Annotated in this window: 12 protein-coding genes and 2 pseudogenes; 10 read left to right on the top strand and 4 right to left on the bottom strand. The window is 67.7% G+C overall.

The window, feature by feature from the left end:
• Positions 1–101 precede the first annotated feature (101 nt).
• Positions 102–1244 (bottom strand): ABC transporter substrate-binding protein, encoded by a 1143-nt coding sequence (locus M8J74_RS27850; protein ID WP_249839076.1) that lies wholly within the window; start codon positions 1242–1244, stop codon positions 102–104.
• A gap of 913 nt (positions 1245–2157) precedes the next feature.
• Here M8J74_RS27850 and M8J74_RS27845 point away from each other — a divergent pair.
• A pseudogene (locus tag M8J74_RS27845) lies at positions 2158–2751 on the top strand (flavodoxin family protein).
• Positions 2752–2991: 240 nt separating this feature from the next.
• Here M8J74_RS27845 and M8J74_RS27840 read toward each other — a convergent pair.
• Both M8J74_RS27840 and M8J74_RS27835 read right to left on the bottom strand, forming a co-directional pair.
• Positions 2992–3180 carry a hypothetical protein gene (locus M8J74_RS27840; protein WP_249839075.1) on the bottom strand — a complete coding sequence of 63 codons (189 nt, stop codon included), beginning with the start codon at positions 3178–3180 and terminating at the stop codon, positions 2992–2994.
• Between the two features lie 19 nt (positions 3181–3199).
• On the bottom strand, positions 3200–3379 hold the full coding sequence (locus M8J74_RS27835) for a hypothetical protein (protein WP_249839074.1): 180 nt from the start codon (positions 3377–3379) through the stop codon (positions 3200–3202).
• Positions 3380–3551: 172 nt separating this feature from the next.
• Here M8J74_RS27835 and M8J74_RS27830 point away from each other — a divergent pair, with 172 nt between their 5' ends.
• From M8J74_RS27830 to M8J74_RS27815, 4 genes are all read left to right on the top strand, one after another.
• Positions 3552–4358, top strand: coding sequence for an ABC transporter permease (locus M8J74_RS27830; RefSeq protein WP_249839073.1), 807 nt, complete (start codon positions 3552–3554; stop codon positions 4356–4358).
• A 300-nt stretch (positions 4359–4658) separates the two neighbouring features.
• Positions 4659–5312, top strand: a complete 654-nt coding sequence (locus M8J74_RS27825; RefSeq protein ID WP_249839072.1) for a response regulator transcription factor — start codon at positions 4659–4661, stop codon at positions 5310–5312.
• On the top strand, positions 5303–6571 hold the full coding sequence (locus M8J74_RS27820) for a sensor histidine kinase (protein ID WP_249839071.1): 1269 nt from the start codon (positions 5303–5305) through the stop codon (positions 6569–6571). The genes M8J74_RS27825 and M8J74_RS27820 overlap by 10 nt, the downstream gene beginning before the upstream one ends.
• A 38-nt stretch (positions 6572–6609) precedes the next feature.
• Entirely contained in the window at positions 6610–7890 is a 1281-nt protein-coding gene (locus tag M8J74_RS27815) for a hypothetical protein (protein WP_249839070.1), read from the top strand.
• A gap of 40 nt (positions 7891–7930) precedes the next feature.
• On the opposite strand, the gene M8J74_RS44600 is transcribed toward M8J74_RS27815, so the two are convergent.
• The gene (locus M8J74_RS44600) at positions 7931–8065 is read right to left on the bottom strand and encodes a hypothetical protein (protein WP_283948672.1); all 135 of its coding nucleotides are present in this window, start codon (positions 8063–8065) and stop codon (positions 7931–7933) included.
• 300 nt (positions 8066–8365) lie between these two features.
• On the opposite strand from M8J74_RS44600, the gene M8J74_RS27810 reads away from it, so the two are divergent.
• From M8J74_RS27810 to M8J74_RS27790, 5 genes and pseudogenes are all read left to right on the top strand, one after another.
• On the top strand, positions 8366–9427 hold the full coding sequence (locus M8J74_RS27810; protein ID WP_249839069.1) for a bile acid:sodium symporter family protein: 1062 nt from the start codon (positions 8366–8368) through the stop codon (positions 9425–9427).
• Between the two features lie 496 nt (positions 9428–9923).
• Positions 9924–10210 (top strand): annotated as a pseudogene (locus tag M8J74_RS27805) (integrase core domain-containing protein); the annotation flags it as partial.
• A 155-nt stretch (positions 10211–10365) separates the two neighbouring features.
• Positions 10366–10935: a potassium channel family protein gene (locus tag M8J74_RS27800; protein ID WP_249839068.1), complete on the top strand. Its 570-nt coding sequence runs from the start codon at positions 10366–10368 to the stop codon at positions 10933–10935.
• Positions 10936–11219: 284 nt separating this feature from the next.
• Positions 11220–11708 (top strand): hypothetical protein, encoded by a 489-nt coding sequence (locus M8J74_RS27795; RefSeq protein WP_249839067.1) that lies wholly within the window; start codon positions 11220–11222, stop codon positions 11706–11708.
• Positions 11709–12013: 305 nt separating this feature from the next.
• Positions 12014–12553: a DUF1707 SHOCT-like domain-containing protein gene (locus M8J74_RS27790; RefSeq protein ID WP_249839066.1), complete on the top strand. Its 540-nt coding sequence runs from the start codon at positions 12014–12016 to the stop codon at positions 12551–12553.
• Positions 12554–12874 lie beyond the last annotated feature (321 nt).

Below are 12874 nucleotides of genomic sequence, written 5' to 3'. Positions count from 1 at the left end.
GGGGACACACGAGCTCCCTGCGGCGGGCCGAACGCAGTCGACAACGGTGCCACGAGTGTAGGACGAGCCTGTGTGCCCCCGGTAAACCACCCGCCACGTGGTCACCGCCCCGGGTGCAGGCCCAACCACCCCGGCGACGGGTCGCCCTTGACCTCACCGAAGTACAGGGAGAAGGTCTGCTTCAGCCGCTCGACTTCGGCCCGGTCCTCCATGAACTTCGGGAAGTCGTCGACGTGAGCGTTCGGGAATTCCCAGACGGGCTTGAGGCTCGCGTTCGGAGTGATGTCCTCGCGGACCGACCAGCCGTTGAAGGCCGCTTTCTGGCGAGCCTCGGACAGTTGCCAGTTCATGTAGAGCTTGGCCGCTGCCGGATGAGCGGCCTGCTTGAGGATCGCAGCCCGCTGGCCCCAGGCCATGAAGGGCGTATTGTCCGGGAGAACCCACTTCAGGGTGGTCGAGGTGGAGACCGCGCTGCCGGAGCCACCGACGCCGATGGTCTTCTGCCCGCCGGTGACCGCGGTGCCAGGGGTGTTGGTGCCGCGCGCGAACTGCGGTTGCTGGGCCGCGAAGGCGGCCACCCAGTCCCAGCCGTAGGTGCGCTGGTAGAGGCTGTAGAGGTAGAGAACCGCGTCGTCGTCGTTGGGGTAGGAGGACGCGATGGCGTTCCTCCAGCGGAGGTCGACCAGGTCGGCGGCGGTCTTCGGGGCGTGGGTGCCGGCGGCCTGAATGTCGTACATGAAGCTGAAGGCGATGACCATCAGCGACGTCCACGCGCCGTCGGGGTCCTTGAAGCCCTTGTGCACCTCGGAGAAGCCGGCCGGCTTGTAGGGCAGCAGCTTGCCCTGACGCTTCCAGCGGGTGAAGTCCTGGAGGGTCTGCAACTGGACGACGTCGGGGACCAGGGTGCCGGTCGCGAGCTGGTTGTCGACCCGAACGTCGTGGTACTTGCTGTAGTCGACGACGACGGTCAGGTCGACCTCAGGGAAGGCGGCGGCCCATGCGGCCCGAACGCCGGCGGCCTGGCTGTCGACGTCGCCGCCCTGGTAGAGGACGAGCTTGCCACCCTCGGCTACGGCGGCCTCGTACAGCTCTTCCAAGGAGCGCCGCTCCTCACGGACTCCGAACAGGGAAGCCTCGGCGCTTCTGGCGCCGGGCGCGGCAGATGCCTGCCCGGCGGCGGCCCCGGCGAACGCGACGCCCGCTCCTGCGGCGAGCAGTCGACGCCTGCTGAAGTCCCTTGACATGGTGGGAATCCTCTCCTCATGTCTGATCTGCGATTCATCGGCGACTCACGCTCGACGACCTGGCAAGTCTCGCGAGACGAAGCCCTGTTGTGCGTCAGCCGTAAGCCGGGACCATGTTCAACCGTTCGATGGACTCTCGAGCTCTTCCATCGACCGGACTCCACTTGAAACGGGGATATCGGCACATAAAGGATCTACGTGGCACAACGAGGAGCGATTCATGAGTCGAACAGTCATCGACCTCGAGGACGAGGCATTGGACGATGTATCACCGCGAGTAGCGGCGACCGGGAACGCCGTCGAGCGAGTCTGCCCAGTTCCGGGCCGCTCGCCGGCGGATCCATGAGCTGGAAACCGAGCCGGGGATCGTCCGGCAGACGGCGCAGCTCCTCGGCGAGGACAAGCCGGTCCCAGAAGGCTCTACCCGGTGATCGACCGACTCGTCGATGCCGGGGCACCGGTCAACAGGTGCTGCCGGATCCTTGATGTCGCCCGGCGGAACTACTACAAGCACAAGCGCACACAGACCACTCCACGGCAGCTACGACGGGACTGGCTGACCGGGCTGATCCGAGAGGTTCACGTCGCTTCCCGCGGCACCCTAGTGGTGGTGCTTGGTGGGGGCGGGCGAGCATGCAAGCTACGTGCCGCCGAGGGCGGGTCCGGAGGCTGTGCCGTCCTGGTGGACGGTCAGGCGCACCAGTTCGGAGGCGTTGACCAGCCGCCGATGGTGGTCGGGATCTGCGCGCTTGGCCGGCTCTGCCGAAGCCAGGCGGTGGTCACGGTGTGGACGGTGCCGGTGGCGATGATCAGGTCGAACTATGTGCCTTGGGGGCACAGACCGTTGCCGGCCGTTTTACACGGGAGGAGGAGCGGTGGTCCGCCGGGGTACCAGAGTGGGTGAAAGCTTGATCTGTGCCGCTCCTTCTCCCGCCCCACGATCGCCGTCGCTTTCCATTCCGGTTACGGCCACACCGCCGTGATAGCCGAGGCAGTGGCCCGTGGTGCCGTACAGACCGGTGCCGAGGTGATCTCCATCGCCGTGGACACGATCACGGATGAGCAGTGGGCGCAACTGGATACCGCCGACGCGATCACCTTCGGTGCCCCCACCTACATGGGCACCGCCTCCGCGGCCTTCCACACCTTCGCCGAGGCCGGCAGCAAGCGCTGGTAGACGCAGACCTGGGCCGACAAGATCGCCGCCGGCTTCACCAACTCCGGGGCCAAGAAAGGCGACAAGTCCTCGACCCTGGGCTACTTCTTCACCATGGCCGCCCAGCACAGCATGCACCGGGTCAGCCTCGGCGTGCAGCCGGGCTGGTCCTCCACCGAGGGCAGCGAGGACGACATCAACCGTCTGGGCTACTTCGTCGGTGCGGGCGCCCAGACCCCGGTCGATGCCGGCCCGGAAGCGGTCCACAAGTCGGACATCGCGACTGCGGAGGGCCTCGGGGCCCGCGTCGCACAGCAGACCGCGTTCTTCCGCGCCGCCCTCGCCGCCTGAACCCAGAACCACACCCGCAGCCCGTCCCCGAATAGGGAGCAGCATCATGTCCGCCTCCCCGAACCTCGCTCTCGTCCGTCGGCTCTACGACTCCGACATGGCTCCGGACGTGGTCGCCGAGGTCATCGACCCCGACATCATCTGGGACATCACTCCCGGCTTCCCCTGCGGCGGCGTCTACAGGACGTGGGCGAGTGCCGGGGCGGACTTCTTCGGCCGGCTAGCGCCAATGCCGTTGCTTTACGGGTCGGCGGGTTGGAGCCGTTTGATGCGGATGGCTCGGGTGCTGGTGTGGGTGGGCTGGGGCCAGGTGTGGTGTTCGGCCCGTTTGAGCCGGTAGTTGGACATCTTGCGTTTGACGACGCGGGGGTGGCTGCGCAGCCGTCTGAGTGGCAGGAGGCATTCGAGCAGGTCGTACTGGAGCAGCACGAGGGCTCTGACCAGCAGCTCAGGGGGAAAAGCTGCCCGGTGCGAGGGTCACGCTGCGCCGGGCGGAGCGCAGCGTCTCGGTGAAGGAAACCCGGTCGGGGAGAATCGCGGCGCCGATCAGCGTTCCCGACGACCGGGCACCAAAACCGTCGATGATCAACCCGAAGACCAGCTGCCAGCACAACGCAAAGGCCGGCACCAGCTGACCCCAGCCAGAGATCCGCGGGGCGCGAACATGACGCCGGTTCCAGGGAAGCACCCAGCCGTTTCGGACCGCCGCAACGCCGCAAGCGGCGATGAGCAAAACATCGGCAGGCGTCGGCGTTACGTCCGGAGCACCGACCTGGGCAGCGGTTCCTTAGGGTGGGGTCGTGACTTCGAGCGCGGCGTCGTTGATACCGGTCAACCTCCCCTTGGGGGTCCTCCTTGCCGTGCTGCTCCTGGTGGCGGCGGTGGTCGCGGGCCAGTTCCATCTCGACCCATATCCGTACAGGAGTCGGGCCCGGGAGATCCTCGTCGCTGGGGTGCGCGCCGCTGTGCAACTCGCCGTGGTGTCGGTGGTCATCGCCTGGGCTGTCAAGTCCGTGCTGGGGCTGGTGGCGTTCCTCCTCGTGATGTCCTGCGTGGCGGTGCGTACGGCAGGACGCAGAATCACCGGCAACAACACCTGGTGGCTGACAGCCGCTCCGATCGGCGTCGGCGTGATGCCGGTCGTCGCGGTGCTGCTGCTGACGGGACTCGTTCTCGTCAAGGGCATTGCACTGATCCCGATCACCGGCCAGCTCATCGGTGGTGCTCTCACCGTGACCGTACTGGCCGGACGACGTGCACTGGACGAGTTGGCGCAGCGCCACGGCGAGGTGGAAGCCGCGATGGCCCTGGGCTTCCTGGACCGGGACGCCAGGATGGAGATCGCGCGCCCCGCGGCCTCCGAGGCGCTCCTGCCTGGCATTGATCAGACCCGTACGGTCGGGCTGGTCACGCTCCCCGGCGCATTCGTCGGCATGCTGCTGGCAGGGGCCGGTCCCGTCATGGCCGGGGCGGTGCAGTTGTTCGTCCTGATCGCGCTCATGGCCGTGCAGTCCATCGCGGTGGCGGTGACACTCGAGCTCGTCGCTCGCCACCGTCTGCACCGCCTGCCCCGGGCACCTCGCCTGCCTGTCAAAGAGGCAACATGAGACGCCGCCGAGACGAGGATCGTCAGCCGTGCTCCCGGAGCGTGTCGGCGGCGGTGGGGCGCCGCGGGCTGCTCAACTGACGGACGACGCGGTTCTGCTGACCCACTGAGGCAGCGTGACCGGCATGGTTCGGGCCGAACGGAACAGCCTGCGCCCGCACGGCGAGGCGTGACCGCAGGCGCCGGGGGTGGCCGCGCGCCTGTGCGTGGCGGTCCTTGTCACACGCCAGGGCGTCGCGGGGATGACGGCACCTGATCTGGGCAGATGGAGAATTTGGACCTGAGTATCTAGGGTCTGCGCGTGGCCTTCATCATGGTGTGCGAAGACGATGCGGCGGTTCGCAGCATCCTCAGGCGTGCCCTGGAACACGATGGGCACACCGTTTCCGTGGCCGCCACGGCTGACAGCCTGCTGCGTCAGCTCGCACCGACGCCTCATCTGGTCGTCTTGGATCTCGGGCTGCCGGACGCCGACGGCCGGGACGTCTGCCTGGCCCTTCGGGCTCGTGGCGTGGACGCGCCGGTGTTGATGCTCACCGCCCTGGACGGTCTACACCACAAGGTGGGTGGCTTCGAGGCCGGAGCCGACGACTACATGACCAAGCCCTTCGACATACCGGAGCTGCTGGTGCGCGTTCGAGCGCTGTTGCGGCGGTCCACCGTGGCGCCCGCACCGCAAGACGTGGTTCTCGATCCGGCCAAGCACGTGGTGACCTGCGATGCGGTGAGCATGGACCTGACTCCGACCGAGTTTCGGCTGCTTGGCCGCTTGATCGCCTCTCAGGGCGACGCGGTACGCCGCCACGCCCTCGTCGCCGCCGGATGGCCTCACGGAGCCCAGGTCAGCGACAACACCCTCGACTCCTATGTGCGCCGACTGCGGACCAAGCTCGGTCCGCTGGGCGTTGCCGAACGTCTGGCGACGGTCCGTGGCGTGGGCTACCGATGGCAGTGACAGGATTCCGCAGCAGGGTCGTCGCGCTGACCGTGCTGATCGCCACTGCCGTGGTCGCGGTCCTGGTCGTGGTCTCACATGTGCTGCTGAGCCGGGTGACGGACGCCGACGCGCACGATCTGGCCCATGCCCGCGCCGAGGCGGTCGCGGCGAACGTCACCGCCAAGGGCGGCCAGGTCGTGCTCACGGAGAACGGCAGTGAGGCGCTGGACGAGGTCGCCTGGGTGTACGCCGACGGCCGTCTGATCGACGGGAACGTGCCGGCGAGGATGGCCGGTCGTGTCGAGGTGCTGGCGGACTCGGGACGATCCCAGACCGCGTCTGTCGGCGACTACCTCCTGTACGCGCGGCGGGTCCCGGTCGACGGCCATCAGGTCATGGTGATCGTTCGGGTGGACCTCACGCCGTACGAGACCTCCGAGCAGCGCAGCCTGACCTTGTCATTGATCTTGGGCGGCCTCACGATCCTCATCGCCGGCGGCATTGCTCACCTCGTGGTGCACCGCGCGCTGCGAGTCGTGCACGAGATGGCGGCCCTTGCCGACGAATGGGGCCATCACGAACCCGGACGCCGCTTCAATCTCGGAGTCCCGCGCGATGAGTTCGGGGAGCTGGGACAGACCCTGGACCGTCTCCTGGAGCGCGTCGACAACGCGCTGGCGGACGAGCGCCGACTCACCGATGAGATCGCCCACGAACTGCGGACCCCGCTCACGGTCCTGCGGGGCGAGGCACAGTTGGCTCAACTGTCCGGCGAGCCGGTGCCGCCGAAAACCGTACTGAGTGAGGTCGACCGCCTCGATACGGCGATCGCGGCGATCCTGCGCGCCGCGCGAGCACGCGCGGACGAGGGGAACCTCTGCGACCTGCGCTCCGCCGCGCGGCGGGCCATCGGCAGCCGCGCGGTCGAGGTCACCTTCCCTGCGAGGACCGAGGTGGCCGTGGCACCCGACACCGTCGTGTCACTGCTGTCACCCCTACTGGACAACGGCCTGCGGCACGCGCGCTCCCACGTGTGGATCACGGCGCGCGACCGGGGTGACTCCATCGTGGTCGACGTTCTGGACGACGGCCCCGGGTTCGACCCCGCGGACGTCGAGCGGGTATTCGAAGCGGGCGTGACCGGCGGCGACGGGTACGGGCTGGGGCTGCCGGTGGTCCGGCGCATCGCCGCCTCGGCCGGCGTGAAGGTCCGCGCGATCGCGGACGGCCAAGGACACGTCGAAGTGACCTTCCCTGCCGCAGGCGCGGCGACGTAGTCAGGTTGCTTGCAGGTTCCCCGCGTCAACCTCCCTGCATGACAACGACAACGGAAGCGCGCACACGCACCGGGCGCCTCATGCTCAACAAGGTCCCCGAGGTCACCATCTGGTTCTGGGTGATCAAGATCCTGTGCACGACGGTGGGTGAGAGCTTCGCCGACTGGATCAACATGAAGCTGGGCGTCGGCCTGGTGAACACGGCATGGATCTTCACCGCTGTGTTCGTGGTGGTCCTGGCCGTCCAGCTGCGGCTGAAGCGCTATGTTCCCTTCCCTTACTGGCTGACCGTGGTCGTCGTCAGCGTCACGGGCACGCTGTACACGGACATCCTGACCGACCAGCTGAACGTGCCGTTGTGGATCAGTTCCGCGGTCTTCTCCGTGCTGCTCGCGGTGGTCTTTGGCACGTGGTGGCTGCGCGAGCGCACGCTGTCGATCCACTCCGTCACCACGTTGCCGCGGGAGTCGTTCTACTGGCTCGCCGTTCTCGTCACCTTCGCACTCGGCACCGCGACCGGCGACTGGACGCTGGAGCTGACCGGATGGAGCCCCGGCCTCTCCGTGCTGCTGCCGCTCGGCCTCATCGCCGCGATCACGGCGCTGTGGAGGTTCGGCGCGAACCCGGTGCTGTCCTTCTGGCTCGCCTACATCTTGACTCGCCCGCTGGGCGCGAACATCGGCGACTGGCTCGCCTCCCCGAAGGTCGCTCAGCCGGGCGAGCCGACCGGTCTGGCGCTGGGCACGTTCACCACCAGCCTGATCTTCCTCGGCCTGATCCTGGCGACCGTGATCTACCTGACGGTGACGCGCTCGGACGTCACCGAGACCTACGAGGCCGCCCATGCTGCTCACGCCGCACAAACCACCGGCGACCAGCGCAAGGAGCGCGTCGGGCTGGCCGGGTTCGGAGTGCTCGCCGTCGCCACCACGGGCCTGTTGGTCTGGGCCCACGCCCAGCCGCACGTCGGCCCGGCGCCGGAGACCGACGCCACCTCCACCGTGCACCTCGCGCCTGGCCAGGCCGTGAAGAAGTTCCCGCCCGCGAAGGTCGCCGCACTCAAGTCGCTAGGGTCGACCTCGCTCAGGGACGCCGAGGCGGGGAACGCGTCCGGGGCCCATGCAGCTGCCCAGTCACTGCGCGATCTCTGGGATGCCGACCAGGCTTCACTGCAGCCGTTGGACAACACCGGCTGGACGTTCCTCGACGCCCAGATGGACCGCGTCCTGAAGACGTTCGGCATCGACCACCCCAACCCGCCGATGTCACCGGCCCGGCAGGAGGCAGAACTCAACACGCTCCTCACAGACATGCGCTGACGGACCTGATCGGCGGCGACTCGTCCGGGTCCGCCGCCGATCACACCTTCGCGGTCTTCGCCACCAGCGACGGCGGCTCTACGGCTGCGATCATCGGCTCACTGTGCCGGGCGTGGCTGCCCGCGTCGAGGAGGGTGCGGTCTGTGGGGCTGCGGCGAGGTACGAGATCGTTCACACGCGTTATGACAATTGGACCGAGTATCGGACCGATTGAGGCCAGGAGTGCCCCCTTCCCGCGCGTCGAGGCGACGACGAAGCGGCACCACCGGACCTCGGCTGGCCGGTTGTCCCGGAGGTTCCACAATTCAGGGTGTCCGACCGTGTCACCACAGACCTGAACGCATCCTGACCATTGCGCGGCACCGCCTGCACCACCGCGCACAACCGGCCACTCTAAAGACCATGCACACCACCGTCTGCCTGCGCATAACGGCCTTCCGTCCCACCCCCGCCCCTCTGACGGAAGCAGACCGCCTTGAGTCCCGCACGACCCGCCGACCGCCCATCGGCTGACGGAATCACCGCGTGGCTGCGGCGCCGGCTTGGCCGGGCGGTGATCCTTTCCTACGCGGCCGCCGTGCTCTGGCCTGCTCCTGGACTGTGGCTGCGCCACCCTCACACCTTGGCCCTTGGCGAGGTGCTCCACCCGCGCGTGCACACCGCTTCAGTCCTGCTCTCACTTGTTCTGTTCTCGGCCGGCCTGCAGGTCCCCGTGCGCGCGCTGGCCGGCCTGCTACGCAGTCCGAAGGCGCTGCTCGCGGGGCTTGTGCTGCACCTGGCGATCCCGTTTGTAGTCATTCCCGCTGTCGCGTTCCTGCTGCATCAGACGCCCGACAGCGACGGCGGCAGTGGCCTGATCACCGCGATGATCCTCATCGCTGCCATGCCCATCGCCGCCGGCGCCACTGTCTGGACCAGCAAGGGCGACGGCGACCAGCCCACCATGGTGGGCCTTGTCCTCGTCTCCACGCTCCTCAGCCCGATCACCATCCCCTTCCTCATCAGCAGCCTGCTGCCGCTGCTGGACAGCAGCTACTCCAAGAGCCTGGCTGCGACCGCGCACGCCACCCAGGACGGCTTCGCTTTTGTCGGTGTGGTCCTGCCTTGTGCCGCCGGCCTCCTGTGTCGCCTCCTTGTGCCCCCGCCCCGGGTGGACCGTCTCTTGGCCGTGGTGGTGCCGACTGCACTGGGCGGCTCCCTCGTGCTGACCTACGTCAACGCCAGCGGCGCCCTCGGCTCCTTCGTCGCCCACCCCCGCCCCCTGCTGTTCGCGGCCGCACTGGCCACCGCGACCACGGTCTGCCTCACGTCCTTCACCCTCGGACGCATCGCCGCCCGCATCCTGAGGCTGAACACCTCATCGGCCTCCTCCCTCACCCTTGCCTGCGGCATGAACAACAGCAGCGCCAGCGCAGTCCTCATCGCCACCGCGCTCCCCGACAAGCCCCATCTCCTCCTGCCCGTCCTGGCCTACGGGCTCCTGCAGAAGACGGCCGCCAACCGCGTCGTACGCCGCCGCGCAGCCCCGGCCGCATGACCCCCGCCTGATGACCAGGGGCAGCAACCCGCCTGACGGCTGGTACAGGAGACAGGCTCCGAGCAGGGAAGACATCATGTCAATGTGCGGCTGATGGCGAGTTAGCCGCTGGCAGGCGGGCTGGGGGAGAGGGTTGCATGCCGTGGTGTCGACAGTGATCTGCCGCTGGCCGGCGCCCGGGCGGCACTGTCGGCCCCAGGCTCGGGGGTTACCGTATTTCCCCTGCTGCACAGCAGCCGGACCCCACGTCAGCCGTCTGCTGTGACCGAGCAGTCATTGAACGGGACGCTGAGAAGTTCACAGGCGGCGTCCTCCCCTGCGGAGCCCTCCGCGTCCGTGGATCAAGGCTTGTGCAATTTCGCCGCTGTCGCGTGCATCGCGCCACCGAAGCAGGTCGGATTCTGCTCGATGATCAAGCCGAGGATCTGCACTTGGGCCGATTCCATGTACGGGTTTGTGGAGTTGAGGTAGTCCTCATCGTGGGCTTCGCGCTTCTCAACCCCTGCCGTTCCAGGTCGAGGTCATCCAGACCGACAACGGCGCCCAGTTCCATACATCAAGCGCCGCACCCCGCGGCTCAAAGGCAAGGTCGAACGCTCCCACCGCATCGACGCCGAGGAGTTCTACCAGCTCCTCGACGCCGTCACCATCGACGACGCTGAGGTCTTCAACGACAAACTGCGCGAGTGGGAGGCCTGCTACAACCACCATCGCCCCCACGGCGGCCTCGGCGGCCAGACGCCTTACGAACGCCTCAAGCAGAAGACCACGGCCCAGGCGTAATCGATCAACTTCAGTGGCATACCGGCACGGGTGCGGCCCTCAGCGTGAAACCTCTGGGCTCTGGCCCTGGTGTCGCGGTGTCGTCAGCGGGCTTTTCCGGCAGGGTGCTGAGAGGTGAACGTCGGGAGGTCGGCATGGGCGAAGGCTGAGGCGCGGTGAGACGGAGCTTCGAAAATCTTTCCCGCAAGACGCGGCTGCTGCTGCTGTTTCGCACGTTGTTGCGTGCGGCGACGATGGTGACCGCCATGGTGGTCGCCTACTACTTGCTGCCGCTGGACCAGGTGTACTCGGTCGCTGTCGTCGTCTGGCTGGTCGCGGGGGTGCTGTGTCTGGTGGTTTTGATTGCCTGGCAGGTGCAGCGGATCGCACGTTCCGAGGCGCCGCGGCTGCGCGCGGTCGAAGCTCTGGCTACGTATCTGCCGCTGTTTTTGCTGTTGTTTTCTGCGGGGTATTTTGTGCTCGCCCGGAACCAGGCTGGTGCCTTCACCGAGTCGTTGACGCGTACCGATGCGCTCTATTTCACGGTCACGGTGTTTGCGACGGTCGGCTTCGGTGACATTGCCCCCCGGCTGACCGAAGCCAGGGTCATGGTCATGCTGCAGATGATCGGCAATCTGATCCTGGTCGGTGTGGCGGCGCGCGTGATCCTCGGCGCGGTCAAGACCGGGCTGGAACGTCACGAAGCATCGAAGCAGGGCGGCGAGGACCCCTCCGGCCGCCGTTAGGCCGCGGGGATGGATGGCGGGTCACCCGCCCTGCATACACACTCAATGTGCAGCAGGCTCAGCGCATCAGGCGGGTCCGGGGCCCGTCTGGACATGAGCCGACGACACCCAGCCACGGCGGCGAGCGATCCGACCCATTGGGCACGCGTATGCCTCGCTGCACCACCACCGCCCTCAGCCACGCTACCGGGAGGTCGAGACCCGCCACGATGGCTGATCCGGGCGCGGCGACTCTTGTCTCCACCCTGCGGCGGCTCGCTTCCTGGCTGCCTTGACAGAAGGTCATGACCTGGCTGTCGAGGGTGTTCGAGCTCAATCCTGGAGGGCTGAACAGGCCGCGGGCGGTGGCGTTCCTGGACGCCGCGCCGGTGCTGATGTTCGTGTTCTGGGCGATCGGGAATGAGGTGTACCTGCTCAGCGCCTTGTTCGGCCTGCTGTTCGCGGCGCTGGCCGACCCCGGAGGCAGCTACGGCCATCGCGTGCTCTCCATCGCCCTCTTCCCGTTGATCGGCGCCGGGGTGACCGCGCTGGCCTTGGGCGTCGGGTCAAGGGCCTGGGGCTGGCTGGTGCTCGTCGCCTTCGTGGTGACGTTGGCGGCCGGGCTGGCGGCCGCGTTCGCGGTTCGCAGATTCGTCACGCACTGCTGCTCAACATCTGGTTCATCGTTGCGGTCGGATTCGAGGTCAGCATCCATGACCAGGGCCACATCACCAACTGTGTCTGGGCGCAAGTGCTCTCCTGGACCGGAAGGGCCGCGCTGTGGATCACGGTGACCTTCTTGTGGTGTCTCATCCGGGGGCGCACGGACCGGGGTCAGCCCTTCTCGGGGCTCCCGGGTGGCACTTCCCGATGGAAGCTGACCCGTCCGCTGGTCCTGTTCACGGTGATTCGCGCCGTGGTCATCGCCGGTACCGTCGCGCCGGCCTTCGGACTGGGCCTGTCGTACGGCTCCTGCTCCTCGTGCGGCGGGAGTCCTTGGACGACTTCCGCGGCCGCGACCTGGGCCTGTAGGGCCGTCCCAAAGCGGCGTCATGGCCTGGTAGTTCGAACTCGCTCCGGCGCTGTTACCGTGGCTGGCATGTCCAACGAGCAGCCCGGCCTGCGGGCATCGCACCAGGATCGCGACCGCGTGGTGGATGTGCTGCGGGTCGCCGCCGGTGATGGCCGGCTCAGCGCCGACGAACTCGACAGCCGACTGGAAACTGCGCTGTCGGCCCAGACGCTCGGCGAGTTGGCCGAACTCACCGCCGACCTACCGGTCACGGCCATGGCGCAGGTCAAGGATGTCCTCGTGGTCGAGCAGCACGGCGGCAGGTACGTGCGGGAGGGACGCTGGTACGTACCCGCGCGCATCGAGGTGCGCTCGCAGCACTCCCGGGTCACCTTCGACTTCACCGACGCGGTGATCACCTCGGGCGTCCTGCGGATCGAGACGGAAATGGTGCACAGCAAGCTGGTCATCGTCGGCGCGCAGGACATCGTGATCGACACCGACGGGCTCAGCAGCACCTACGCCAAGGTGAAGCTCCGCTCCAAGAGTCACGTCGGCGATCCGCGCCTGCGCATCGAGCTCGCCGGCACGCTCCTGCACGCGAAGGTCATCGAGAAGCGTCGATGACGTGAGGATCGGCGCCTTCGAGTCTTTCGGCGCAGTCCCGAGCCGAGTCCTCGCGCGGTGCCGGCACACGGCACTTGCCGGCGCTGCGGCCCTTTTCCGAGCAGGCCGTCTACTCAGCGCCGCCGCGCTCGCCGGAGCCGGATGTTTCCTGGTACTGCGCCCGCCAGTTCGTCTTCGCCGATCCCGCCCGTGACAGGACGACCGTCTGCACCCGGATCGCGGTACCGGCCCAACATCCACACCCTCGCCGAGCTCGGGCTGTGGGGGCGCGTAGTTAGAGCTGCAACCGGGCCAGGGTTTCAGCCATCATCTGTGCGAGGC

Source organism: Streptomyces panaciradicis (assembly GCF_023516615.1).
Taxonomy (GTDB): Bacteria; Actinomycetota; Actinomycetes; order Streptomycetales; family Streptomycetaceae; genus Streptomyces; species Streptomyces panaciradicis.
The sequence above is the reverse complement of the archived record's forward strand: the minus strand, read 5'-3'. Positions and strand labels throughout refer to the sequence as shown.

Excerpts from the sequence above, each read along its gene's own strand:
- M8J74_RS27820 (WP_249839071.1), top strand. The coding sequence starts at position 5,303 with ATGGCAGTGACAGGATTCCGCAGCAGGGTCGTCGCGCTGACCGTGCTG.
- M8J74_RS27790 (WP_249839066.1), top strand. The coding sequence starts at position 12,014 with ATGTCCAACGAGCAGCCCGGCCTGCGGGCATCGCACCAGGATCGCGAC.
- M8J74_RS27850 (WP_249839076.1), bottom strand. The coding sequence starts at position 1,244 with ATGTCAAGGGACTTCAGCAGGCGTCGACTGCTCGCCGCAGGAGCGGGC.
- M8J74_RS27795 (WP_249839067.1), top strand. The coding sequence starts at position 11,220 with ATGACCTGGCTGTCGAGGGTGTTCGAGCTCAATCCTGGAGGGCTGAAC.
- M8J74_RS27815 (WP_249839070.1), top strand. The coding sequence starts at position 6,610 with ATGACAACGACAACGGAAGCGCGCACACGCACCGGGCGCCTCATGCTC.